General features: G+C 57.8%; 23 protein-coding genes. 6 read left to right on the top strand and 17 right to left on the bottom strand.

Annotated elements, in window-relative coordinates; genetic code table 11:
• Positions 1 to 104: 104 nt before the first annotated feature.
• The 9 genes from PD282_RS09790 to PD282_RS09750 form a co-directional block, all read right to left on the bottom strand.
• Positions 105 to 953 (bottom strand): PHP domain-containing protein, encoded by an 849-nt coding sequence (locus PD282_RS09790; RefSeq protein ID WP_274650499.1) that lies wholly within the window; start codon positions 951 to 953, stop codon positions 105 to 107.
• Entirely contained in the window at positions 944 to 1,855 is a 912-nt protein-coding gene (locus tag PD282_RS09785) for a selenium metabolism-associated LysR family transcriptional regulator (protein WP_274650498.1), read from the bottom strand. Before PD282_RS09785 ends, PD282_RS09790 begins: the two co-directional genes overlap by 10 nt.
• A gap of 213 nt (positions 1,856 to 2,068) precedes the next feature.
• Positions 2,069 to 2,506: a hypothetical protein gene (locus tag PD282_RS09780; protein WP_274650497.1), complete on the bottom strand. Its 438-nt coding sequence runs from the start codon at positions 2,504 to 2,506 to the stop codon at positions 2,069 to 2,071.
• A gap of 180 nt (positions 2,507 to 2,686) precedes the next feature.
• The gene (locus PD282_RS09775; RefSeq protein ID WP_274650496.1) at positions 2,687 to 2,950 is read right to left on the bottom strand and encodes a YlbG family protein; all 264 of its coding nucleotides are present in this window, start codon (positions 2,948 to 2,950) and stop codon (positions 2,687 to 2,689) included.
• Between the two features lie 29 nt (positions 2,951 to 2,979).
• Positions 2,980 to 3,471: a YlbF/YmcA family competence regulator gene (locus PD282_RS09770; RefSeq protein WP_274655137.1), complete on the bottom strand. Its 492-nt coding sequence runs from the start codon at positions 3,469 to 3,471 to the stop codon at positions 2,980 to 2,982.
• Positions 3,472 to 3,580: 109 nt separating this feature from the next.
• On the bottom strand, positions 3,581 to 5,308 hold the full coding sequence (locus tag PD282_RS09765) for a helicase-associated domain-containing protein (protein ID WP_274650495.1): 1,728 nt from the start codon (positions 5,306 to 5,308) through the stop codon (positions 3,581 to 3,583).
• Positions 5,305 to 7,062: a DNA repair helicase XPB gene (locus PD282_RS09760; RefSeq protein WP_274650494.1), complete on the bottom strand. Its 1,758-nt coding sequence runs from the start codon at positions 7,060 to 7,062 to the stop codon at positions 5,305 to 5,307. The genes PD282_RS09765 and PD282_RS09760 overlap by 4 nt, the downstream gene beginning before the upstream one ends.
• Before the next feature lie 171 nt (positions 7,063 to 7,233).
• On the bottom strand, positions 7,234 to 7,674 hold the full coding sequence (locus tag PD282_RS09755) for a CBS domain-containing protein (protein ID WP_274650493.1): 441 nt from the start codon (positions 7,672 to 7,674) through the stop codon (positions 7,234 to 7,236).
• A 110-nt stretch (positions 7,675 to 7,784) separates the two neighbouring features.
• A complete protein-coding gene (locus tag PD282_RS09750) occupies positions 7,785 to 8,990 on the bottom strand; it encodes an amidohydrolase (RefSeq protein WP_274650492.1) in 1,206 nt (401 codons plus the stop codon).
• A gap of 355 nt (positions 8,991 to 9,345) precedes the next feature.
• On the opposite strand from PD282_RS09750, the gene PD282_RS09745 reads away from it, so the two are divergent.
• Together PD282_RS09745 and ftsW are read left to right on the top strand one after the other, a co-directional pair.
• Entirely contained in the window at positions 9,346 to 9,690 is a 345-nt protein-coding gene (locus PD282_RS09745; RefSeq protein WP_274650491.1) for a YugN family protein, read from the top strand.
• A 14-nt stretch (positions 9,691 to 9,704) separates the two neighbouring features.
• Positions 9,705 to 10,883: a putative lipid II flippase FtsW gene (gene ftsW / locus PD282_RS09740; RefSeq protein WP_274650490.1), complete on the top strand. Its 1,179-nt coding sequence runs from the start codon at positions 9,705 to 9,707 to the stop codon at positions 10,881 to 10,883.
• 27 nt (positions 10,884 to 10,910) lie between these two features.
• Here the strand turns inward: ftsW and PD282_RS09735 are convergent, their stop codons facing one another.
• On the bottom strand, positions 10,911 to 11,291 hold the full coding sequence (locus PD282_RS09735; protein ID WP_274650489.1) for an Asp23/Gls24 family envelope stress response protein: 381 nt from the start codon (positions 11,289 to 11,291) through the stop codon (positions 10,911 to 10,913).
• Between the two features lie 159 nt (positions 11,292 to 11,450).
• Between PD282_RS09735 and cax the strand changes: the two genes are divergently transcribed.
• On the top strand, positions 11,451 to 12,512 hold the full coding sequence (gene cax, locus PD282_RS09730) for a calcium/proton exchanger (RefSeq protein WP_274650488.1): 1,062 nt from the start codon (positions 11,451 to 11,453) through the stop codon (positions 12,510 to 12,512).
• A gap of 87 nt (positions 12,513 to 12,599) precedes the next feature.
• Here the strand turns inward: cax and PD282_RS09725 are convergent, their stop codons facing one another.
• The 4 genes from PD282_RS09725 to PD282_RS09710 form a co-directional block, all read right to left on the bottom strand.
• Positions 12,600 to 12,890, bottom strand: a complete 291-nt coding sequence (locus tag PD282_RS09725; RefSeq protein ID WP_274650487.1) for an Fpa/YlaN family protein — start codon at positions 12,888 to 12,890, stop codon at positions 12,600 to 12,602.
• Positions 12,891 to 13,089: 199 nt separating this feature from the next.
• Complete coding sequence (locus PD282_RS09720; RefSeq protein ID WP_274650486.1) at positions 13,090 to 13,332, bottom strand: HPr family phosphocarrier protein; 243 nt, start codon at positions 13,330 to 13,332, stop codon at positions 13,090 to 13,092.
• A gap of 83 nt (positions 13,333 to 13,415) precedes the next feature.
• A complete protein-coding gene (locus PD282_RS09715) occupies positions 13,416 to 14,531 on the bottom strand; it encodes an aminopeptidase (protein ID WP_274650485.1) in 1,116 nt (371 codons plus the stop codon).
• A gap of 116 nt (positions 14,532 to 14,647) precedes the next feature.
• Positions 14,648 to 15,367 (bottom strand): hypothetical protein, encoded by a 720-nt coding sequence (locus PD282_RS09710; RefSeq protein ID WP_274650484.1) that lies wholly within the window; start codon positions 15,365 to 15,367, stop codon positions 14,648 to 14,650.
• A gap of 363 nt (positions 15,368 to 15,730) precedes the next feature.
• Here PD282_RS09710 and rpsD point away from each other — a divergent pair, with 363 nt between their 5' ends.
• The gene (rpsD, locus tag PD282_RS09705) at positions 15,731 to 16,330 is read left to right on the top strand and encodes a 30S ribosomal protein S4 (protein WP_274650482.1); all 600 of its coding nucleotides are present in this window, start codon (positions 15,731 to 15,733) and stop codon (positions 16,328 to 16,330) included.
• A 161-nt stretch (positions 16,331 to 16,491) separates the two neighbouring features.
• On the opposite strand, the gene PD282_RS09700 is transcribed toward rpsD, so the two are convergent.
• Complete coding sequence (locus PD282_RS09700; protein WP_274655134.1) at positions 16,492 to 18,030, bottom strand: flotillin family protein; 1,539 nt, start codon at positions 18,028 to 18,030, stop codon at positions 16,492 to 16,494.
• Positions 18,031 to 18,119: 89 nt separating this feature from the next.
• On the bottom strand, positions 18,120 to 18,647 hold the full coding sequence (locus PD282_RS09695; protein WP_274650480.1) for an NfeD family membrane protein: 528 nt from the start codon (positions 18,645 to 18,647) through the stop codon (positions 18,120 to 18,122).
• Between the two features lie 437 nt (positions 18,648 to 19,084).
• On the opposite strand from PD282_RS09695, the gene PD282_RS09690 reads away from it, so the two are divergent.
• On the top strand, positions 19,085 to 22,183 hold the full coding sequence (locus PD282_RS09690) for a penicillin-binding protein 1A (RefSeq protein WP_274650479.1): 3,099 nt from the start codon (positions 19,085 to 19,087) through the stop codon (positions 22,181 to 22,183).
• Between the two features lie 64 nt (positions 22,184 to 22,247).
• On the opposite strand, the gene acsA is transcribed toward PD282_RS09690, so the two are convergent.
• On the bottom strand, positions 22,248 to 23,972 hold the full coding sequence (acsA, locus tag PD282_RS09685; RefSeq protein ID WP_274650477.1) for an acetate--CoA ligase: 1,725 nt from the start codon (positions 23,970 to 23,972) through the stop codon (positions 22,248 to 22,250).
• A 197-nt stretch (positions 23,973 to 24,169) separates the two neighbouring features.
• On the opposite strand from acsA, the gene PD282_RS09680 reads away from it, so the two are divergent.
• Positions 24,170 to 24,802 carry a GNAT family N-acetyltransferase gene (locus tag PD282_RS09680; protein ID WP_274650475.1) on the top strand — a complete coding sequence of 211 codons (633 nt, stop codon included), beginning with the start codon at positions 24,170 to 24,172 and terminating at the stop codon, positions 24,800 to 24,802.
• The last annotated feature ends 22 nt before the right edge of the window (positions 24,803 to 24,824 follow it).

Below are 24,824 nucleotides of genomic sequence, written 5' to 3'. Positions count from 1 at the left end.
GAGGCGAACCTGCATCGCAGTCCCGGTTATAGAAAGGAATTGCTCCGTATCCCGCCCAGGGCCGAAGCAGCTTATGACCATGCAGCGAGCGGTAACCGGAAGGTTCAGTCTCTCAAGGCGGGATTCAGCCGGTCCACGACCGAAACGCCGACCGTCCGGCTGCCGATCGCGCCGTGAAAGACGACGCCGTTGCGTTCGCCGTGAAAGTCGGAGCCGCCGGTTGCGATCAGCCCGTATTTTGCGGCCAGTCCGGCGTAGCGTGCCTCCTCCTCCGCGCCGTGGTCCGAATGGTAGACCTCGATCCCTTGGGCTCCGTAACGGATGATATCCTCGACCAGATCGTCGTCGCCGTACAAGCCCGGATGCGCGATGACGCTTGTTCCTCCCGCTTCGCGAATCCAGTCAACCGCTTCGAACGGATGCAGCCGAGGCGGGTTGACGTAAGCCAGCCCGTCTTCCCCCAAATAACGGTCGAACGCTTCCTGCATCGAACGAACGGCGCCTTTGGCCAGCAGGACCGCGGCGATATGAGGCCGGCCGATCGAGCCGCCTTCCTTGCCCCGGCTTCGCGCTTCGGCCGTCACTTCCTCCATGGTGATCGCGACGCCCAGCTCCCGCAGCTTTGCGACGATCAGCTCATTCCGTTTATCGCGGACCCGGAGCTGACCGGCCAGCTTTTCCCGCCACCCTTCGTTTTGCCAGTCGATAAAATAGCCGAGCATATGGATGTCCCGGCCGCCGGCCGAGGTGCTGATTTCGACGCCCGGCACCACGATCACGCCGAGCGCGGCGCCGGCCTCCATCGCTTCCGCGATGCCGTCTACCGTATCGTGATCGGTAATCGCGATCGCGGCGAGGCCTTTCTCCGCCGCCATGCGAACGTTGTCCGCCGGCCGCTGCGTGCCGTCCGAAGCGGTCGTATGCGTATGAAGATCGGCTTGATTCAGAGCCATTGCTGCAAATCCCTCTCTCTCAGAAAAGTGAGAAACGTCACCGCCGAGATCGGCAGCAGCGCGGATTTCAAATAAATCGAATAAAACTGCCGTTTGAAGCCGGCCCCTTTGATCGGAATCGTACGGATCAGATCAAGGGCGACCTCGTGCTTGACGGACGAAGCGGATACGAAAGAAACGCCGAGACCGGCCTCGACCGCCGATTTTACGGCTCCGGTGCTGCCGAGCTCCATAATGATTTTCATATCCGCCGGGTCGAAGTTCCGGCTGCGCAGTCCGTCCTCCATCACCTGGCGGGTGCCCGAGCCCTGCTCGCGCAGCACGAACGGGTATTTCAGTACTTCGGCCAGCTCGACCTCCTCCCGATCGGCAAGCGGATGCGATTTGCTTACAATCAGCATCAGCTCGTCGCTCATAACCGCTTCCATATGCATGTCCGGATGGTTGACCGGCGCTTCAATCAGGCCGAAATTCAGCTGGTGATTTACGATTTCGTCCATGATCTGGGTTGTATTCATCACTTTCATGCTGATCGCGATATGCGGAAACTGCTGCCCGAACGGCCCGAGCAGGCGCGGCAAAATATATTCGCCGATCGTCAGGCTGGCGCCAAGCTGAAGCCGGCCCTTAAGCTGCGTCGTAAACTTGGACATCTGCGCGTCGGTCTCGCGAATCAGCTCGATGCTTCGCTGCGCGTAGGGCATGAGCGCTCTGCCCGCCTCGGTCAGTTCGATCTTTTTGGTGGATCGCTGCAGCAGCTTCGTGCCGAAATAATCCTCAAGCGACTGCACCTGCATCGTCACCGCGGGCTGCGTCATATGGAGCGCGGCCGCCGCGGCCGAAAAGCTTCCCTTCTCTGCCACGGTATAGAAAATATGGAGCTGATGAAAATTGAGCGCCATTGTGTCGACCTGCCTTTCTGTCTCTCCTATATACAATAATCGTTCTCCGGCGCATCCACAAGATTGAAGTCTATCCCGGTATTTTGACCTATGTTTCTTCATTCGCCTGCTTAAAAAACCGGACTAAAGCCGGAACGTTAACGTTCAAGCCGAACATATAAAAGGCACGCACTCCGTCCGGAGCACATGCCTTCTTATAATAATAGAAAAGAATTATTTCCTTTTTCTGCTGTTTTTGATGAGCGTCATCCGTCTGGAGTGCCGCAGCCAGGAATAATAGGATTTCAAATCGCGCAATTCGATGGTTTCCGACATTCGGCCTAAAAAGGTGACCACGATCATTTTGTGAAGAGGGTTGCCGGCGATATCGGTTTCATTCTCAAGCGTGGCGAATTCCGCAACGAACACGAGATCGTCATCGATTAAGTATACGTCCTGCTCGTTCCGGTAATAAGGCTCGACCCGCCCCTGTTTCAGGCACTGCCACATGAAATCGGCAATGTCTTCGAAACCGGTTTTCTCGCTTTCGATGCGGTCGGCCCAGCGGCTTTTGGCATGGTTCGTGATGACGATATCCGCGACTTTCTTGTCGCCTAAAACGACGTGAAACGACTCGTAGGTGCCCCATCTTTCCGTCATCTTGTCTTTCACCGCTATGCACCCCTCTTCTGGATTAGGCCTTATGTTCTATATCTACATTTGCTTCCATTGTAGCATGCCTGTCCAATTTTACAACCGAAAAATAAAGCCGCCCCATTATTGTAACATTCTGGATAGTTTATGTAAAAACAGACTTCCAGAACCGTCGGTACCGGCCTGGAAGCCTGCTGCTCACAAACTGTAAAACCGGGTTTTATCGGGTACGCCCCGCGTATACTCGGTTTTAATTTCGTTGCGATACGAACGTTCTATCTTTTTTACGAAAGGAAGCCGCTGAATGTTTCGAATAATTTCATCGGAGCGGTCCAAATTCATGTACATGACCACGTAATGCATTTTCCGCGACATATAATGAACGTTCCCGTATTTCTCAAGCCCCCGTGCCGCTTTAAGATCGCTGACCCAAATGATATACCCCACGCGTTCCGAAAACATCCTCGTCCCCCCGTCCGTTCGCCTTCCGCCTATCCGCAGCCGCCGCTGCCGCAGCTGCAGGAGCCTCCGCTGCCGCAGCCTTTCGGAAGCGGGTCGTTGCCCGGCACTTTAATCGTATCCGAGACCGCCCCGGCGATTTGAGCGGCAATATCATGCAGAAGCGCGTCCACCGCCAGCTCGGCCGATTTAAACCGGCTTACGCATTCGATTTCGTCCAGCTGCCGCTGGATCGCTTCCACCTTTTCCTTCGCTTCGTGATAATTCGGATGGAACCGGCCGAACCGCTCGCATTCCTCAAACTGTTCCTTCGCCTTTTGAAACTGAAGGGCAAGCTTCCGGACGTCGTCGCTGCGCTCGACGGCCGTCTTCCAATATGCGTATTCGGCGACTTCCGCCGATTGATTGACCATATCCCCGATATCGTATGCGGTCAGCAGCAGCGCCGCCATGTCCAGCACGGACGTTTCGCCGGACGTTTCCGGCCCTGTATGGAGCGTGTCCGGATAGCCGGCTGCAGGCATCGCTTGCACGTCGCCTCACCTCTTTGCAATGGATTGGAGGCCGATCGCCTCCCTGTTATCATACCACAACGCCCGAAGGAAAAGGTAGAGCCCGGCATCGTTCGCGGCGTCACTGCTCCATGGGAATGACGATCATCATCTCCTGCCACATATGAGGCTGAAGCGTGGCGCACTCGCTTCCGTCAAGCCGTCCGGTCACCGCCCAGGTGCCGGCCTGCTCCTCCAGTTTCTCGGGAATGAACAGCTGAACGTCGCCCTCGCGGTTTAGTTTAACCGCCGAACGCCAGCTTAACGCCTTTTCCAGCAGCTCCCGGCATGTGGACGGATGATACGCCCTCAGCTGCCGGGTCCAGACGGCGGGCACCTCCTCCAGCCCGCCGCGCAGCAGCGAGCCAAGCGAAGGCGGCTCGGCGATCAGGTCATACCCGTTCAGCGCGGACGAATCCAGAAGCTGCGTAAACGGGCATTCTTGATCATCCGCGCTGCCAGCGCCGGCCGGAATATGGCTTTCCGCCGCAGCGGCGAGCCAGCCGTCAAGCGCAAAACGGAGCGTCTCGGGCAGCGGCTCGCCGCACATCGTTTCGAGCATTTCGATCAGCTTCGCAGGCTCGTACCCGTATGAAGCCGCAGACCGAACCGAGCGTTCGGTCAGCCGGTACACAGCGAACAGATCGGCGCGCTTCCGCTCCGCAATCATTTCAAGCGCCCAAATCGTCGTTCCCGGAACGTCCGGCGGAACGAACAGCTCTCCATCCGGCGCGGCGCGGACCGCCGCTTCCCCGCCGGCGCACGGATCGCCACAGGAGCCGGGCGGATCGATAAGCCAGCGTGCCGCCGTCTCACCGGAACATGCGGAGCTTCCGGTTTCCATCCACCCGAAAGCGGTTAAGATTTGGCTCAGCATAACCAGCCGTTCCTTAACCCGCTGTTCCGATTCCTCCGTCCCGGAGACGAGCAAGGCGTCCGCCAGCCCGTCCAGCGAACACCATTTCCGCACGGGCATCAGGGAAAGCGCCGCAGCCGCTCGGGCCGGCTCGCTGCCGGACAGGATATACTGCTCCATCATATCCCGCATCAGCTCGCTTTCTCTCGCGGCCGGCGTCAAGGCGAGCCATCGTTCAAGCGCTTCCGGTTTGAACGAAAGCGTATGCGTTCCCCGCATCAGCCAGCCATGCTTGCCGGCGATATCGAGCGCCAGCACCAGCTGCGAAGGATAGGGCACATCCTCCCGCATAGGAGCCAGAAACGAAAGCTCCTCTTCCGACAGGGCGGCAAGCTGAGCCGCGCATTTGTCGATCGTCCGTTTCGGCAGCACTCCTTTCGACGTAAGCGCTGTTCCGCAGCGGTACAGCTCCGCGAGCATGTGCAGAAGCTGCAGCCCGTAGGCAGGACCTCCCGAACGTTCGCCGGGTCTGACGTCTTCTTCCTCCAGGACCGCCGGCTCAATAGCTCCCGCAGCAATCGTCCGCCACCAGCCGCAGAAGGTGTCGCGTGGGAGCGCATACCGTTTCTCGCCCCAGCTTTTGCGGACGGCGAACAGGATGCCCGCCCGCTGCAGCTGCATTAGGCCGAAGCGCGCTTCGAGCCCGGGCATATCCGGCGGAATCGCGGCAAGCAGCTGCTCCTCCGAGAAAGGCGCCGGACCGAAGCGCCGGATTACGGCCGTCATCGTGCGCTGCATCGACGCCGTCAAGCGGGGCCATATGCGGGCAAGCCGGCTGTCGTCCAGCAGAGCTTCCGGCCAGACCACTTCGGTCTCCCCGGCCCACGGGCGAGATACGGAAATCGCGCCGGCCTGCTCTTCCGATAGGCGTAATGCGACCTCGCGCAGCTTCATGGCAGCGCCTCCGCCGCCGGAGCGGCCTGCCGCCGTAAAGCCGGAATCGGCTCGTTCAAAGGTGAAGACGCTTCCGGGGAAGCGTCGAACGGCCAGCGGCGAATGCCGTACCGGTAGCCCTGCTCCAGCAAAAACAGCTGGCGTTTGCGCGCGTATTCGATCTCTTTCGTGCCGTCGCTGACGACCGTATAATACCAGGCGCTGTTGTCGCCCGCTTTCGGCCGGAGAATCCGGCCGATCCGCTGCGCCTCCTCCTGGCGTGAGCCGTAGCTGCCGGATACTTGAATCGCTACCGCCGCATCCGGCAGGTCGACGGCGAAGTTCGCGACCTTGGAGACGACAAGGACGGGGATTTCTCCTCGCTTGAACGTCGCATACAGCTCCTCCCGTTCCGGGTGCGGCAGTTCCCCGGTCAGCACCGGCGCCTGCAGCTCCTCCGCCATTCGGCCGAGCTGCGACAAATACTGCCCGATCACGAGCGCCGGCTTCCCTTCGTGACGCCTCAGCAGCTCCTTGACGGCCGCGATTTTCGCGGTGTTTTCCGCTGCGATGCGCACCTGCTCTCTTGGCTTCGCCCGCTCATAACGTTCCAGCTCACGGTCCGGAAGCGGAACGCGAATTTCCGCGCAGGCGGCCGACGCGATGTGCCTCCTGTATTCCAGCATGCGCCAAGGAAGATCGAACCGCTTGGGTCCGATCAGCGAAAACACGTCCTCCTCCCGGCCGTCTTCGCGGATCAGCGTCGCCGTCAAGCCGAGCCGGCGCGTCGCCTGCAGATCGGCGGTCATGCGGAACACCGGCGCGGGAAGCAGATGGACCTCGTCGTAAATGATCAGCCCCCAGTTCCGTTCGCCGAACAGGTTCATGTGCCGGTACTGCTCGTCTTTTTGCCGCCTGCCCGTCAGCATTTGATAAGTTGCGATCGTCACCGGACGCACCTGCTTCGCCTTTGCGGCGTATTCGCCGACATGACGGTCCTCCAGCGTCGTTTTGTCCAGCAGCTCGCGTTTCCACTGAGAGACGGACGTCGCATTGGACGTCAAAATGAGTGTGTCGCAGCCGAGCCTCGCCATCGCCGCGATGCCGACAATCGTTTTGCCCGCTCCGCAGGGCAGCACCAGCACGCCGCTTCCGCCTTCGGCGCTTCCCTCCCGGTAAAATAAATCGACTGCGCGTTCCTGGTAATCCCGCATCCGAAATTCGAAGCCGCCGAGCGTCCGCTCGCGAAGAGCGATATCCAGCGCTTCGCCGGGACGGTATCCGGCTTTATCGAGCACGGGGTACCCGAGCCGCATGAGCTCCTGCTTAAGCAGGCCGCGGGATTCGGGCTTTACCTTCAGAGGGCCGCCCGGCAAGTCCTGCCCGACGTATGGGTTAACCGACGGCTCGGCCGCAATCTCCCGAAGCAGCGCTTCGTCTCCGGCAAGCCGTAGACCTTCGTCCCCGTGCACCAGCGTCAATTTTCCGTAGCGGCCCGCCATATCCCGGATGCCGCTTGTGACCTTCGAAGGAACCTCATAACGGCTGTAAGCGCGAAGCTGCCCGATCATCTCCACCGCCGACATGCCGGACGAAGCCGCATTCCAGATGGAAAGCGGCGTAATTCGGTACGTATGCATGTCTCCCGGACGTTTGGTCAGATCTGCAAATTTGGCCAAAGCTTCGCGGGCCGCGTTCGAATCCGGGAGCCGGTCGTCGAGCAGCACGGTAAAATCGCTTTGCACGATCAGCGGCTTCGGCTCCAAATGGTTCATTCTATCATCCCCCGAAACGATTTCGTTTCTAGTAGTATGAAAAGAATGGGCCGTTTTTATGCTTCTCGCCTTAGCTCCGCAAAGCCTCCGGCGCCGCCTTGCATTTCGTTATGTACGGATATAAAAAAGACGCGTTCCCGGAACCTTTGCCGGAAAACGCGTCTTCGTTCCTCAATGAACCGCGGCCGGTTCCCGGTGCTTCTGCTCCGAAATGCCGCTGAGCGCATCGCCTGCTTCGTTGACGAAAATTTCGCGAACGGCCAGGTCCCCGATCGAGACGACGCCGAGCAGCTCGCCGTTTTCCACGACCGGCAGGCGGCGGATTTGGTTCTCGGCCATAATTTTGGCCGCTTCGTCGATCGACGTGCCGCCTTCGATCGTTTTAATGTGGTGCGTCAGCACTTCGTTCACCGAGGACGAACCGGAATGCTTTTCGGCATAGCCTCGGACGACCAAATCGCGGTCGGTGACGACGCCGATCAGCTTTTTGCCTTCGACAATCGGAACAAACCCGATATCGTGCTGTTTCATCAGGACGGCGAGCTCGTAAATATTGTCCTTCGTCGTGGCGGTCACGCAATCTTTGGACATGATCTCTTTTACGGTTTTCAAGCGCATTCCCTCCTAGGATGGATGATCGCAAAGCGAGCACCTTCGTACTCCACCCCTTAAGGTGACCATTGTCGCAGCCGCTCATGCGCCGGCGCCCGTGCCAGTTGATGCTACGACTGCCCCATACCCGAGATCCGTTCGCGCGCATAATGCTCCGCCATGGCGATCATGAGGCGCGCCGATATCAGCATCGACCGCTCGTCGATATCGAATTTAGGGTGATGATGGGGATAAACCGCCCCGGATGCTCCGTTTCCGGCGCCGACAAACATGAAGCAGCCCGGAATTTCCTTCAAATAATAGGAGAAATCCTCGCCCGCCATAATCAGCTCCGATTCCTTTACGGCTTCTTTGCCGAACGTCTCCGCCGCCGCCGCGAAAAACCGCCGGGCTTCAACCTCGTCGTTAACGACGGTCGGATATCCGTCCCGGTATTCGAGCGACGCTTTCGCTCCGTGCATCCCGGCCGTCTGCATCACCAGCGTCTCGAGGCGGTCCTTGATACCCGCCCTGACCGTCTCCTTGAACGTTCGAACCGTGCCGACCAGCCGGCACCGTTCCGCAATAATATTCGCGGCATTCCCGGCATGAAAAGAGCCGATGGAAACGACGGCCGGCTCAAGCGGGTTGACGCTGCGGCTGACAATCGTCTGCAGCGCCTGGACCATCGACGCGCCGACGACGATGGCGTCGATCGTATCGTGCGGCAGCCCGCCGTGGCCTCCGCGGCCTTCGATATCGATAAAAAATTCGTCCGGCGCCGCCATCAGCGGACCGCTTCTCGCCGCGACCTTCCCGTACGGAAGCGGCGTCCAAAGATGGACGCCGTAGATCACGTTCGCACCTTCGAGCGCACCAGCCTTGATCATACCCAGCGCGCCGCCCGGCGTCACTTCTTCGGCCGGCTGGAACAACAGACGGCGTTCGCCGGCGAGCGTCTCTCTCCGCGAAGCGTAAAAGCTTGCGATGCCGAGCATCACGGCGGTATGTCCATCGTGTCCGCATGCATGCATGACGCCCGGGACGGTGGACCTATATTCGCATTCCTTCTCGTCCTGGATCGGCAGCGCATCGATATCGGCCCGCAGCGCGATGACCGGTCCCGGCCGGCCGCCCTTGATCCGCGCGATCAGCCCGTATCCGCCGATTCCTTCCTCGACCTCGCAGCCGAATTCACGAAGCCGCGCGGCAATCCAGGCCGACGTTTCTCGCTCGCGGAAGGACAGCTCGGGATGGCGGTGCAAATATCTTCGCCATCCCACCATATCCGGATAGACGGTTTGCAGCAGCACGTCCGTTTCTTCACTCGTTCTCATGCGTACAAACCTCCTTGCGGCACTGTTTTATTTTGCTCTCATTGTACCAGAAGTGACGCGTATGCCGAAAGCGTTTTGCCGCGGCGGTAACCCGGACATTTTTCGTAAAAATGTCACTTTTGAGCCGTCGGCCTCCGCGGAGTAAGGCTTGCGCTGTCCAGGGAAACATACTATCATGATTACAGAACTGCCCAAAACTTGGTCCGCGCTACCCGTGCAAGGTTTCGATCAGTATCGGTACGCCGACTCGGGAAGCGGGCCTGCACCGAAATTAAAGCCAATGCTTCCGGAGTCAAGCTCTGCCGCAGTTTCGGACGGAAGCTCACGCGATACAAAACATTTCAGGAGGATCATCATGATAATTGAGAATACAGGCTTAAACGGCATGACAAGCGAGCTGTCTCACCTGGACGGATCTGCCGAGAAGCTCGGCTTTGTCCGGTGGCAGTGGGAATATTACCGGGCGACGTACGATCTTAAAATAGAGGACCGCGCGGGCCAGGAGGACTATTTTCTCCGCTTCAACGTCCGCGCCGTCGAAGGCAGGCTGGAGCAGGCGCACGCGCTGCTGCAGATTGAATCCGTTTATATCGGACGGGCAACGTTTCCTCACGGTCTTGATTACGAATCACCGATTCCACAGCCGGTCCTGAACGCCGCTACCCAGCGGCTGCAGGAGCTGAAGAAACTTCTCGCGTAAGCGCGCGAGCCCGGATGATGAAAACAAAGACGAACGGCCTGCGCGGCAGGCCCGATTTTTTACTACTCGTACTTACGCTGCTGCTCGTCGGATTCGGCCTTGTCATGGTTTACAGCGCCAGCTCCAATATAGCGGTCGTCTCGAAAACCTACAATTTCGACGCGTTATATTTTACGAAACGGCAGCTTTTATGGGCGGTACTGGGGATCGGAACGATGCTCGTGATTATGAATATCCCGTATACGAAGTTCAAGAAAGGGTTCGTCATCTACTTCGTACCGGTCATGATCATGCTGACGCTTGTCCCGTTCGTCGGCGATACCATCAACGGGGCGCGGAGCTGGTTCGGAATCGGTTCGCTCGGCATCCAGCCGACCGAGTTTGCCAAGCTCGGACTGATCCTTTACCTAGGCTCGCTCATCGCAAAGAAGGGCGAGAAATTCCGGGATTTCAAGAAAGGCCTGCTTCCCGTGTTCATCATCGTCGGCATTATTTGCGGGCTCATCATGCTCCAGCCCGACCTCGGCGGCTGTATTATCATTGCCGGCGGCGCGCTGATCGTGATCGTTGCCGGCGGCGCGAATTTGAAGCAGCTTTTTATTTCCGGCATTATAATCGGAACGATCGTGGCGCTGCTGGCCAGCATATCGATCATGACCCATCCGCAGCAGTGGGATTACCGGATCAGCCGGTTTACCGCATTTATGGACCCGACGTCGGACGAGCTGGATACGACCTACAACCTCTCCCGTTCCCTTCAGGCGCTCGGACACGGCGGCCTGATGGGCGCCGGCTTCGGCAACAGCGTACAGAAGCTGAAATATTTGCCTTATCCCTACAGCGACTTCATCTTCCCCGTCATCGCAGAGGAATTCGGTTTTATCGGCAGCACGATTTTTCTGCTCGTGTACTTATTTTTTCTATGGCGAGGGCTTATTATCGCCCTGCGATGCCCCGACAGCTATGGCACAATCGTAGGTGTCGGCATCGTCGGCATCATTGCGCTGCAGGCCGTCGTCAACATCGGCGGCGTAACCGGAGCGATGCCGCTGACCGGCGTAACGCTGCCGTTCATCAGCCACGGCGGCTCCTCGCTGCTCGTCACGCTGGCATCGATGGGCGTGCTGCTCAGTATTTCCCGCGAGCACAACCGGCCCGAGCAGACCCAAAACCGCAACAAAAAAAACCGCTGATGCGGTTTTTTTTCTCGTTTTCTCGTCTTATTTGATTCTCGCTGCCGCTTCCTCGAGCTCGTCGTCTTTAAACGCCACACCCTCGACCTTGACGTTGACCTCCACGACATTCAGTCCCGTCATGTTCTCTACGGCCTCCCGCACGTTTTCCTGAAGCTGGCGGCATACTTCCTGAATCGGGATGCCATACTGTACGATAATCCGCAAATCAATCGCCGCTTCCAGCTGACCGACCTCGACCGAAACGCCGCGCTGCGCGTTTTTGCCGCTGAGCCGTTTGGCCAGCCCTTCGGAAATGCCTCCGGACATCGCGGCGACTCCCGGAGTTTCAAGCGCAGCCAGTCCCGCGATGGTGGCCACTACGTCGTCTGAAATACGAATCATGCCGGTTTGAAGGTCTTCAGCCATGCCACACACTCCTCTTTCTCCGTATGTTTCCATTGTAATGAAGCCTTTATCCGAAAGCAAGACGGGGAATCGGATCGAACCGCAAGTTTACATAGCCAGCATTTTCCGCTATAGTGTTCTACAGATTGTTTACCAGCACAAAAAATGGGGTGTCGGAAGTTGAAGCAAAAATGGTTTTTCGCGGCCTTGATCGTCCTGTTTGTCCTAAGCGCGATCGGGCATTATATGCATTTCGGAGCGGTCACCGAGTTCATCCTGTCCGCAGCGGCCATCCTGTTCGTAGCCGGCTTTCTCGGCAAAGCGACGGAAAGCGTCGCCCATTACGCCGGCCAGCGGCTCGGCGGTTTTCTGAACGCGACGTTCGGCAACGCGGCCGAGCTCATTATCGCCATATTCCTCGTCAAGGAAGGCTTGTTCGATATGGTCAAAGCGAGCATAACCGGTTCCATCATCGGCAATTTGCTGCTTGTTCTCGGACTGAGCGTTTTCCTCGGCGGGCTGAAATATAAAGAGCAGAAATTCAACATCCATTTGGCGAGCCATAATTCGTCGCTGATGATTTTGGCGGTCATCGCGCTGTTTATTCCCGCCATCTTCACATCGGCGGAGCACTTCGACGTTCAGGCGAGCCGATGGCTCAGCTTATCGATCGCCGGCATTCTGATCGTCGCTTACGTGCTCTGGCTCATTTTCTCCATGATTACCCATAAAGACGTGCTGGCCGACGAAGAGATCACGTCTCCGGACCACGGCGAGGAAGCGGCCTGGTCGAAATGGACCTCCGTGCTGTTCCTGCTGATCGCAACCGTCATGACCGCGTTCGTGAGCGAATGGCTTGTCGATACGCTGCATACGTTTACCGAAAAATTCGGCTTATCCGAAGTATTCGTCGGCGCCTTCCTGATCGCGATCGTCGGCAATGCGGCCGAGCACAGCGCCGCCGTCGTGCTGGCAATGAAAAACAAAATCGGCGCGGCCGTCGAAATCGCCGTAGGCAGCAGCCTGCAGATCGCCCTGTTCGTCGCCCCGGTGCTGATCTTCGTCAGCGCGCTGTTCGGCGAGACGATGAATATCGTATTCAGCACCGTCGAGCTAGCCGCGATCGCGGTCGCCGTCTTTATCGCAACGTCGATTTCGCGGGACGGCCGGACGAACTGGTACGAAGGGGCGCTGCTCATCGCCGTATACGCCATTCTCGGGCTCGCTTTTTATTTTATATAAGCCGCTCTTCCAATCGCACAGCCTGGAACAAACCGTCTCTTAACGGAGACGGTTTTGGCGTAATAAAAAAGCAGCCGCGAAGTAAAGCTACTTCGTTCGGCTGCTTAATGCCTCGTACAGCTGGGCGAGATTCCGCTCCAGCCTGCTGACGATATCCTTGCCGACGGGTTCGGCTACCAGCCCCGCCCGGATCGCAAAATCAACCTCCCGGGAAAAGCCGTATATTTGCGTGTCCAGCACCTCTTCATAGAGCGGACATTGTCTTGTCGTCAAATTGGTCATCTGCACTTCGATCAGCTTCTCGATTTTATCGGCATCTTCCTGAAGGAGATTGAGCGCCTTTTGATGCAAATGGATGAGAACATCGGACGAAGACATCGTACTCCCCCTTGCGCGTGCGTAATGCCGCTGGTCTCGTATAATCCTTATATTAGACGAAATCGGAGCAATGTACAAGGTCAAAACGAACAAGAACCGGTTCCCGCCCGTCCAAAGCGCAGAAGGAGGTTACTTTCCGATAGACAAACGAAACGGCCCGCCGGTCGAGCCGGCAGGCCGCTTCACGGGATCGAACCGTTTATTCGGATACGATCGTCACATTCAAATTGTGCTTGGAAAATACTTCCGCCATAGCGGCTTTTGCTTCTTCGGCGTCCGACCCATGGACGTGGAGCTCGTACGAATGTCCGCCGACCAGCGTCGTGAACAGGCCGAGAATGCTTTTGACGTCGATATACTTGTTCTCAGCTTGCAGGACGATGGACGACCGGAATTTATTAGCCGTTTGAGAAATGTCTACGATTGCCGCGTTGTTGGACATAACGAATCCCCTCCAATTGTTGGTTACAAACCTAGAGAGCTTTTCTACATCATACCCTGAATTTGTGACGCTTACAAGAGCCTTTACTTCAATTTTTCGGGATTGAGCCCCTCCAGCTCGGGGATGACGAACAATCCGTCCTTGCGGATCAGCCGGTCGTCGAAATAAACCTCGCCCCCGCCGTATTCCGGACGCTGAATCAGCACCAGGTCCCAATGGACGGCCGAACGGTTGCCGTTATCCGTCTCCTCGTACGATTGACCCGGGGTGAAATGAAGGCTTCCTGCGATCTTCTCGTCGAACAGCGTGTCTTTCATCGGATGAAGAATATACGGGTTAAAGCCGAGGCTGAATTCCCCGATATACCGCGCGCCTTCGTCCGTATCCAAAATGTGGTTGATTCGGTCCGTATCGTTGCTTGACGCTTCGACGATTTTGCCGTCTTTGAAGGTGAACGAAATATTTTCAAACGTAAATCCGGAATGAACGGAAGGCGTATTGTAGGCGATCGTCCCCTGCACGGTATCGCGCACCGGCGAAGTAAACAGCTCCCCGTCCGGTATATTGCGGTGCCCGGAGCATTTTTTCGAACCGATGCCTTTGATCGAGAACGACAAATCGGTGCCCGGGCCGACAATCCGCACGCGATCCGTCCGATCCATCAGCTCCTTGAGCGGATCCATCGCCTTATCCATTTTCGAGTAGTCCAAATTGCAAACGTTGAAATAAAAATGCTCGAAAGCTTCCGTGCTCATATTGGCGAGCTGCGCCATCGCATGGTTCGGATACCGCAGCACGACCCATTTCGTATGCTTCACCCGCCGTTCCAAATGTATAGGGTGGCTGTAAAGCTGCTCGTACAGCCGCATATTTTCTCTCGGCACATCGGCAAGCTCGCTTGCGTTCTCGCCGGCACGGATCCCGATATAGCCGTGCATCGCCTCCATCCGCCTCAGGTCGAACGAAGCCCACAGCTCAATCTGCTCTTTTGTCGCATGCATCAGCATCGTGCGCAAAACGGACCGGTCATTCGTTTCGACGAACGGTCGTCCTCCCCGTTTGGCCACCTCTTCGATCAGGCATTTCACCAGCTCCCGCTCCGAGCCGATCATTTCAATTAAAATATTTTCTCCCGGCTTGACGTCGATGGAATACTGCACCAGATTGGCTGCCAGCGTCTGCAAACGGCTGTCGCGCATCGTACGCTCACCCTCCCGTATATGTTGATTGGACCGCATGGTAACGAGCCTTTCTTCATCATCCTACCATGTTTTTCCGAGCGATGCACGATTGCCGGACGTGCCGTTCAACCGCTTCATCTTTTGCCGGCCGCAAACGTCATATCGGTCGTCCGCACCTCGCTCCGTTCGGCCCCGTCCGCGAAATACCGCAGCTCCGCATGCTCCTGAAGCCGCATCGGCAGCAGCTTCGTCCGGTCGACGACGAGCGTATAATCGGCGTTGACCCGAAGCGTCTTCAGCATCCCGTCGAGCCGGGCCCGGGAGCGATCGAGCTCCTGCTTCCATTCCCGTTCGTACGCCGCCTGCAGCTCGCGACCTTTCCCGCCGCTCAAGCTCTGCAAGCCGGAAAGTGCGGGCACCCGGCGCTCCAAGCGGGCAAACTCGCCGCGAATCCGGTCGGCCCACAGCTTCCCCGTTTTCGCTTCGTCCGCCTGGATATGAAGCACCGCCGTCCGATTGCCCGAACGATCGGCTGCCAGCTCCGTGCGGCTCGCCGAGGCTTCGATCGATTTCAGCAGCTCCAGCGGGTGCCCGATTCCGGGAACCGGCTTGTCGCCGCTTGTCTGCACTTCAATGTCGTTATGGTCCTTCACGGTTCCCTGGAACGCGACCGGTTGTTCCTCGGCGCCGTCGACCGATACGGCGGCAGTTCCGGCAAACCGGTAATGGTCGACGCCCGTCAAGCCCGAGATGGAAAGCGCCAGCAGCTCCTTCGGCGTTTTACCGGAAGAACCGCTCGCGCATCCGGTCAGCAGCAGAACGGCCGCCGCCGCTGACACCATTGTTTTTTTCATTCGGGTTTCCCTCCCTGCGAAAGAAATTTTTCGTTTAGCGTCTGTTTCTTCCGTCCGCTTTATGCGGCAGTCCGGGAAAGCAAGGAACGGGCTTATTCGGATCCTTTTATCTGCTGCTGCTTCTGATATCCGCAAAATCTCGCTGCTATCGAAAGCAAAGCGCGCTTGACAACGACAGGCGAATATATATAATATTTATAGTTGAATATTGGGAGGAGTTTTGTGTCACCCTCACGGCGGCTGGCGCTGACGGGACTGCGGCTGAACATGCCCGTCAGGATTTGATTTCGGATCAAGCGCAGTCAGCAGCCGGCGAAACACCCATTTTCAAACTTCCCATTTGAAGAAGGAGTTTTTCGACACATGTCCAGATATACAGGGCCCAAGTTTAAATTGAGCCGCCGCCTCGGCATTTCGCTGAGCGGAACGGGCAAAGAATTGAAACGCGCATTTCCGCCGGGACAGCACGGCCCGACGCAGCGCAAAAAATTGAGCGGTTACGGCGTTCAGCTTCAAGAAAAGCAAAAGCTTCGTCACATGTACGGCGTGAACGAGAAGCAATTCCGCAACCTGTTCGACAAAGCGTCCAAAATGAAAGGGATCTCCGGTGAAAACTTCATGATCCTGCTCGAAAGCCGTTTGGACAACCTCGTTTATCGTCTCGGTCTCGCGAATTCCCGCGCCGGCGCCCGCCAGCTCGTATCGCACGGCCACGTAACGGTAAACGGCAAGAAAGTCGACATCGCTTCGTATACGGTTTCCGTCGGCGACGTCATCGGCCTGCGCGAGCGCAGCCGCAGCCAGAAATCGATCAAGGAAGCGCTGGAAGGCCGCAACTTCCTGCCGAACTACCTGGAATTCAACGACAACGCCGTTGAAGGCCGTTACGTTCGTCTCCCGGAACGCGCCGAGCTTCCGCAAGAAATCGACGAGAAGCAAATCGTCGAGTTTTACAGCCGTTAATGCAAAACCGTCCAAGGATTTTCCTTGGACGGTTTTTTTTATGCGAGTAGAGTTATAATACTTTCGCCTTGCTTTCGCTATCGGCCGAAAGGATGAAACGAGTTCCGCCGCCAATGGACGGCGTCAGCCGTTTCTACTTCTCCGTGCCCGCGAGAACCGGTTTACGATTCGGCTTTCGGCAGCTCGGCTGCTGCGGCAATCGGTGCGGGTATAGGAGCGGATATCGGCGCGGACAGAGGGGCCGACGGAGCAGGCGCCCTCGACGTCAAGCCCTTGATAAGCGCGCTTACGTCCAGGCCCGATACGCTCTTCAGCATTTCCGGCGCCGTTGCCATGAGCGAGGTGACATAGTTGCTGAGGCGAGCCGCGCCTTCGCCGTGACCGGTATCGACGACGGTCAGCTTGTCGATGCCTTTGATCGGCTCGGCGACCTTGCCCGCCAGCTCCGGAAGCATTTTCGCGATGATGTCGAGCACGGCGGCTTCGCCGAATTTCTCGAACGCCTGCGCAAGCTTATCCTTCGCTTCGGCTTCGGCCAGCCCCCGCAGGCGCGTAACCTCGGCCTCGGCCGTGCCTTTCGCCCGCTCGGCTTCGGCGATCGCAAGGCCTTCGAGGCGCTTCTGCTCGGCGTTTGCCTTCGCTTCCGCCTCAATATGGTACTTCATGGCGTCGGCCTCCGTCATCCGTTTTGCTTTTTCGGCTTCGGCCGCCTGCTCCACCGCATAACGGTCGGCGTCCGCCTTCTTTTTCACTTCCGCGTCATACTGCTTCTCGCGCCGCAAAATCTCTTTCGCTTCCAGATCGATCTCCCGTTCCTTGCGGACGAGTTCGACGCGCATCTGCTCCTCGACGACGCTCTGCTTGGAGCGCGCTTCCTGAACGGCATAGGCCTGGTCGGCTTCCGCCTTCGCCATATCCTGATCCTTCTTGAAGGCCGCCACTTTCAGCTCCTTCGCCTTGGCCGCTTCCGCAATGTTCGTGTCGCGAAGCAGCTCGGCCTTCTGCCCTTCCTCCTCGGCGCGCGCCTTCTGGATTCGCGAATCGCGCACCGCTTCGGCTTCGGCGATATCGGCGTCCCGCTTGACCGCGGCGATTCTCGGCTTGCCGAGCGCATCCAGGTAGCCGTGCTTGTCGCGCAAGTCCTTAATGGTGAAGGAAACGATCTGCAGCCCCATTTTCTTCAGATCGCGCGCGGCGACGCCCTGAACCTCCTGCGCAAATTTGTCGCGGTTGCGGTACACCTCTTCGACCGTCATCGAGCCGAGTATGGCGCGCAGGTGACCTTCGAGCACCTCCTGCGCCTCGCCCTTCAGCGATTCGGTCGGTTTGCCCATAAACTGTTCGGCCGCCGTAGCTACGTCTTCGACCGCGCCGCCGATTTTGATGATCGCCACGCCGTCGGCCATAACCGGCACACCCTGCTCCGTATACACCTCCGGCGTCGATACGTCAAGCTTGTGCGAAAGCAGCGACAGAAACTCGGCCTTCTGGAAAATCGGCAAAATAAACGCGCCGCCGCCCCGGACGATTTTGATCTTGCGGCCGGATTCATCCACGTCGACGTTTCGGCTCCCCAAAAACGACCCCGTCACGATCATCGCTTCGTCCGGACCGACCGTCTTGTACCGGGCCCAGAACGCAATTCCGAGCACGATAATAACGGCGACGACAATAATCGGTACAGTCAAAAAATCAGGCATCATAATTAAAATGCTCCTCTCTCTAATCTCTCTGTTTTCTCAGCCGTTCTCTTTACTTCTGTTTCTCTGCTGGGTACGACGACCTTGACTTACATCTCCAGTTTGGACACATACAGCGTACCGTCCTTCACCTCGACAACGACGACGCGTTCGCCGGACGGAATCGCCTTGCCGTCGAAGCTGGCGGCAATCTGCCCGGAGACGCCGGAAACCGTCCTCACCAGCACCTCGCCGTAGCCCGTTACCGGAATCGGCACCAGCACTTCCGCCATCGCTCCGGAAAGTTCGGCGAGCGAATACCCCGTCGAATTCTCGCTTCGCTCCATCGGACGGATATACAGGAAATAGACGGCGATGCCCGACAGGACCGCGCAGCAGGCGGCCAGCAGCACGACCGCCCATCCCCCGAACGAGCCGTACCGCTCAAGCAGCCAGCCGGCGCCGCCGAAAACGGTAATGCCGCCGACGATAGGCATCGGGTGGAAGGCATGATGGCCGTCGAATGAGAGAAAATCGAGTGCGCCGTCATGCAGCGAACCGAATAGATCGCCGAAAACGGCCGTCACGACGGTAAACAATACGCCGCCGGCAAGACAGGCCAAAAAAAGCGTCTCCACGGCGTCCCCTCCCTTCTTCCGAATCATCCAAATCTTTGAAGACGTCCCGGATAATAAATACGCGCCCGGGCTGTCAAAGTTTCGTCACATTTTCCCGAAGCCTGTCTCTTCAGGCGGAAAACCGGTGCGGCCGCCGGCGTCGTTCCTTGAACGAACCTAAATCCTTTCGATTTTGAGCTTGGCGAATTTACGTTTGCCGATCTGGATGACGTCGCCGTCCCGAGGCGTCACGTCGACAGCGGGATCATCGACTTTGAGCTCGCCTTTTATACCACGCCGATCGGAAACAAGTCAATGTCCCGTCTTTAAAGGCGGTCCAAAGTCCCTGACAGCGGGCGGCGCCGGCCGGCATTCGGACAAAATACCCCCCAATTCTGCCTTCCCTTGGCGAATTATGCTATAATAATCTCTGTTAATCGGAGGAGGAGTACGACCTTATGGACCATGAGCGCGAAGATAAGCCGAATGGATACAGCAAATGGCGGACATTCGGAATCGTGACGCTGATTACACTCAAATGGCTGTTTATTTTTGGCTTTGCTGCGCTTTTGTTCACGGGCGGAATCGCGGCGGGCTACGTCGCATCCTTCGTGAAGGACGAGCCTGTCAGAAGCCGCGCGGAAATCGAAGCGAAGCTGGATGAAAACGCCATCACCGGCTTTGCCTATTTCAATGACGGCAAAACCCAGATCGGGCAGCTGCGGACGGACGAAGACCGCCAGCTTGTCCAGTGGAAGGATATACCGCAGAATGTCATCAATGCCGTGCTTGCGACGGAGGATAACAACTTTTTCGAGCATATCGGCATCGATTTCAGCAGCCTTGCCCGTGCGGTCAAGCAGAAGCTGCTGAACGAGGAAACGCAGACGGGCGGCAGCACGCTGACCCAGCAGCTGGCCCGGCAGGTATTTCTGACGCTCGATAAAACGGACAGCCGCAAGGCGAAGGAAATTTTCCTGGCGCTCCGGCTGGAGCGGTTCCTGACGAAAGAGCAAATTTTCACCGCTTATATCAACAAAGTGCAGTTCGGCACCGGGAATACCGGCTATAACCTGTACGGCATCAAGTCCGCGGCGAAAGGGATTTTCGGCATCACGGACCTGAAAAAGCTCAATATAGCGCAGGCGGCTTACCTCGCCGGCTTGCCGCAGCGGCCGACCGCTTATGCCGCGTTTACCAGCAAGGGTCAATATAACGAGCAGGGCATCAAGTTCGCCATCGACCGCCAGCATACGGTGCTGATGCGGATGCTCGAAACCGGCCGGATCACGCAGGCCGAATACGACGAAGCGAAGAAATTCGATATTCGCAAATCGCTCGCCAAGCCGGCGGAGAAGGCTTACGACACGTATCCGTATCTCATGCTGGAAACGGAACGCGAAGGCGCGCAAATTTTGCTTCAGCTGCAAAACCCGAAGCTGAAGCCGGAAAATATTACGGCCCAGATGATGGAAAGCGCCCGGGAACAGCTTCAGCAGGGTGGCTACCGGGTTTACACGACGATTGATAAAAGCGTCTACGATACGATGCACAAGATCGGCGAAAATCCGAAAAATTTCACTCCGGACAGCAAAACAAAAGGTCTGGAGCAAATCGCCGCCGTCATGATCGATCATAAGACGGGTGCCATCATCGGCATGCTGGAAGGCCGGGACTTCTATAAGGAGCAGCTGAATCTGGCTACGCAAATGACGCGTCAGCCGGGCTCGGCAATGAAGCCGATCGCCGCCTACCTGCCCGCGATCGAGAAGGGGCTCGTCCAGCCGGGCAGCATTTTGGACGACGCGCCGATCGTCATGAAGGACGGGCAGAAAGGGTTCCACATTCCGATGAACTGGGACTTGAAATTCCGCGGTCTCGTCACCGCGCGCGAAGCGCTGAACGAGTCGCTGAACCTGCCTGCCCTGAAAATTTTCAATCAGATGGTGACGATACCGGAGGCTTGGAAGTTCGCGAGGAAGCTCGGCATAACGACGATTCAGCCCCAGGACGAATATGCCCAGACCGGCGTCATCGGCGGCCTGAGCAAAGGGGTATCGGTCGAGGAGCTGACGAACGCTTACGGCGCCATTGCCGATAACGGCGTCTTCAACGACGCGTATATGATCAGCAAAATTACGGATTCGAACGGAAACGTCGTGTACCAGCACGAGAACAAGCCCACGCGCGTCTTTTCGGAGCAAACGGCGTTCCTGATGACGGACATGCTGCGGACGGTCATTTCCGACCGTTCCGGGACGGGCCATTCGATCGCTTCGCAGTTCGATATGTACGGTAAAATTCCGGTCGTCGGCAAGACGGGCTCCACGCAAAATTACGGCGACGTCTGGTTCGAAGGCTTTACTCCCGACATTACGCTCGGCGTCTGGTCCGGCTACATCAAGCAGGCCGATACGCTGTCCAAGGCGGGGCACGCCCGCGCGCGGTCGATTTGGACGCTGATCATGAACCAGGTCACGAAGAGCCGACCGGATTTGTTCCCGACCCGGCAGTTCACGATGCCTTCGGGCATTGTAAAAGCGACCGTGTCGAGCGTAAGCGGCAAACTGCCGAGCGACCTCGACCGCCAAATGGGCAAGCTGGAGACCGATTATTTCAATCAAAAATATTTGCCGAAGGAACAGGACGACGCACTGGTGAAAATGAAGACGATCCGGTATAACGGCGTCAACTATATCCCGCAGCCGTCGACTCCGGCGGATATGACGTCCGACCAAATCGTCGTCAAGCGCCAGCAGCCGCTGGATGCGCTGATGGATCAAATTGCCGACGCCCAGTCGAAGCTTCCTGCGAAGAGCAGACGGCCGATGAGCATGTTCCTGCCGGCCGACGCCAAGCTTTCGGCACCGTCCAAAACGGATCCCCGCGTCGATGACGGCAATGTGCCGTCGCCGCCGTCCAATATTCGGCTCGAAGCGCTGCAGGGCTCGTTCCGGGTCACGTTCTCCCCTTCACCGGAGAAGGACGTGGTCGGATACAGGCTGTACCGGTCGGTGAATCACGGACCGTATGCCAACGCCATGGCGCCCGTACTAACCGGGGACGATTCGAAATTCGTCAACTATGTGACCGCTCCGGGTTCGTACAGCTATTACGTAACGGCCGTCGATGTCGGCGGTCACGAATCGGTTCCGAGCGCCGTCGTATCAACCGACGGTTCCTATATCGCACAGCAGGTCACTCCGCCGGGCGGAACGGCCGTCACTCCGCAAGATCAGGACGGCGGAGCGGCCAATTCGGGGCAGGGCGGCACCGGGACGGTATCGTCCGGCGTCCCTTCCAGCCCGTCGGGCGTGAAGCTCGAAAAGTCGGATATCGGCGTTAAGCTGACCTGGAACGGAAATCCCGGCTCTCAGGGCGTAACGGCGTACAATGTCTATTTCAGCGAATCGGGGAACAAATACCGATTGCTCGGCAGCACGGCCGAGGCCCGGTTCGAATATATTTCGCCTTTGTCGAAGGGCTCCTTCTACGTCACCGCGGTCAATCAGGCGGGCGAATCGCCCGCCTCCGCCGCCGTATCGATCTCCAACTAAAAAAAACGTCCGGCCAGATGCGGCCGGACGTTTTTTTATGTGGGTTTTGAGTATACGGATGAAATCAGTCCTCGATCGTAGATAAATCGCCCGTCGGGAGATTGAGCTCCCACGCCTTCAGCACGCGGCGCATAATTTTGCCGCTGCGCGTTTTCGGCAGCTTGTCTTTAAATTCCATTTCGCGCGGCGCCGCATGTGCGGACAGCCCTTCCTTGACGAATTTGGCAATGTCGGCTTTCAGCTCTTCGGACGGCGTGTAGCCTTCGCGCAGCGCGATGAACGCTTTGATAATTTCGCCGCGCATCGGATCCGGCTTGCCGATCACGCCCGCTTCGGCGACGGCCGGATGCTCGACCAGCTTGCTCTCGACCTCGAACGGCCCGACGCGTTCGCCCGACGTATTGATCACGTCGTCGATCCGGCCTTGGAACCAGAAATAGCCGTCCTCGTCTTTATAGGCGGAGTCGCCGGAAATATACCAGCCCGGGATCCGGAAATACTCCTCGTATTTGGCCGGGTTATTCCAGATTTTCCGCATCATCGAAGGCCACGGCGTCTTCACGGCGAGGTTGCCCATGCGGTAAGGCGGCAGCTCGTTGCCGTTGTCGTCAATGATGGCGGCTTGAATGCCTGGCAGCGGACGGCCCATTGAGCCCGGCTTCATATCCATGCATGGATAGTTGCAAATCAGCTGTCCGCCGGTTTCCGTCATCCACCACGTATCGTGAATACGCTGATTATAGACCTTCAGCCCCCAGCGCACGACTTCCGGGTTCAGCGGTTCGCCGACGCTGAGCACATGGCGCAGGCTGGACAGATCGAACTCGTTGACGACGCTGTCTCCCGCTCCCATCAGCATGCGGAAAGCGGTCGGCGCGCTGTACCAGACCGTTACGCCGTATTTTTGAACCGTGCCGTACCAATCCTGCGGACTGAAGCGTCCGCCCCGGATCACATTTGTCGCCCCGTTCAGCCACGGCGCGAAAATGCCGTAAGACGTGCCCGTCACCCAGCCGGGGTCGGCCGTACACCAGTAAATGTCGTCCGGCTTCAAATCAAGCACCACGCGGCCGGTGTAATAGTGCTGGATCATGGCGTTCTGGACATGGAAAACGCCTTTCGGCTTGCCGGTCGAGCCCGACGTATAATGGATGATAAGCCCGTCTTCCCGGCCAAGCCATTCGATCGCTGCATCGTCCGAAGCCTTTGCCGTTTCCGCGTAGTAGTCGACGATGCCTTCGCCGGGCTGTACGTCATTGCCGACGACGATGACATGCTTCAGCTCCGGCAGCTCGCTGCGGGAAATTCTGGACAATAGCGCCGGCGTCGTTACGATCGCGCTGGCGCCGCTGTCCTGCAGCCGGTCCTTGACCGCCGTTTCCATAAACGCTTCGAACAGCGGTCCGATCACCGCGCCGACCTTCAGCGCGCCGAGCAGACAAAAATAAAGCTCGGGCGTCCGGGGCATAAAAATAAACAGCCGATCCCCTTTCCCGATCCCAAGACCGCGCAGCACGTTCGCAAAGCGGTTCGACTGCTTGGCCATCTGTTCGAACGTATACGATTCATCGCGTGCATTGTCGCTATAGTAGAGTGCGATTTTTCCGCCAAGCCCGTTCTCCACATGACGGTCGATCGCTTCGTAAGCCATGTTCACTTTCCCCGTCGTGTACCAGGAAAACTGCTTTTCGATCTGTTCAAAATCGAACGTCTCAAGCGCTTCTTCGTAGCTTGCCATGTTCGAGCCGGAACCGCTTGCGGGTATCCGTTCCTGATGCATGTCAACCATATTCATCATCCTCCTGCCCATTGTAAAGCTCGTTTTGCCCAGTTTCCGAGTGCGGATAGCCGCCGGAATACGCTTTCACATTATATCATAGTTACGCGCTGTCGAGCCATTCTTTTCCGCCGCCCGCCCTTTTCAAAGGCTTGCTTTTTTGCTATAAGTGATAGTAAACGAGAGGCGCTTGAAAGGGGCCGAATCTGTTGGAGCACCGTAAAAAACACCATGCGCTTCGTCTATCGTCCGGCAGCCGGGAACTCGTCGTCGAAGGGCCGATTCCTCCGGAATCGCTTCAATCGCTTTCGATGCACCCTTCTCTGGACGCCTTCCGCCGGCCGGTGGAGCAGCACAAGGCGCTGGTGGAAATCGCCGGGCTCCCCGAGGGCCGGATTATCGCCGCCCGCGACGGCAACCTGCTGATCGGCTACGTGACGTTCCATTATCCAAGCGAGCTGGAACGATGGTCCGAGGGCGGCATGGAAGATCTGATCGAGCTTGGCGCCATCCAAGTGGCGGACGATTGCCGGTCGCTGGGGATCGGCAGGCGCATGATCGAAACCGCCTTTGCCGGAGGCCAGCTGGATAACGCGATCGTGTATACGACGGAATATTATTGGCATTGGGACCTAGAGGGGACCCGGATGAACGTGTGGGATTACCGGGCGATGATGGAGAAGCTGATGAAATCGGTCGGCATGGTTTGGTACGCAACCGACGATCCGGAAATTTGCGCTCACCCGGCCAACTGCCTGATGGTGCGCATCGGCAGCGAGGTGCCGCTCGCTTCCGTGGAGCAATTCGACCGCGTCCGCTTCCGGCAGCGGTTTATGTATTAAACAAAAGGAGGAAGCGTACGCG

Origin of the sequence: Paenibacillus humicola (assembly GCF_028826105.1) — a bacterium.
GTDB classification, from domain to species: Bacteria; Bacillota; Bacilli; order Paenibacillales; family Paenibacillaceae; genus Paenibacillus_Z; species Paenibacillus_Z humicola.
The sequence above is the reverse complement of the archived record's forward strand: the minus strand, read 5'-3'. Positions and strand labels throughout refer to the sequence as shown.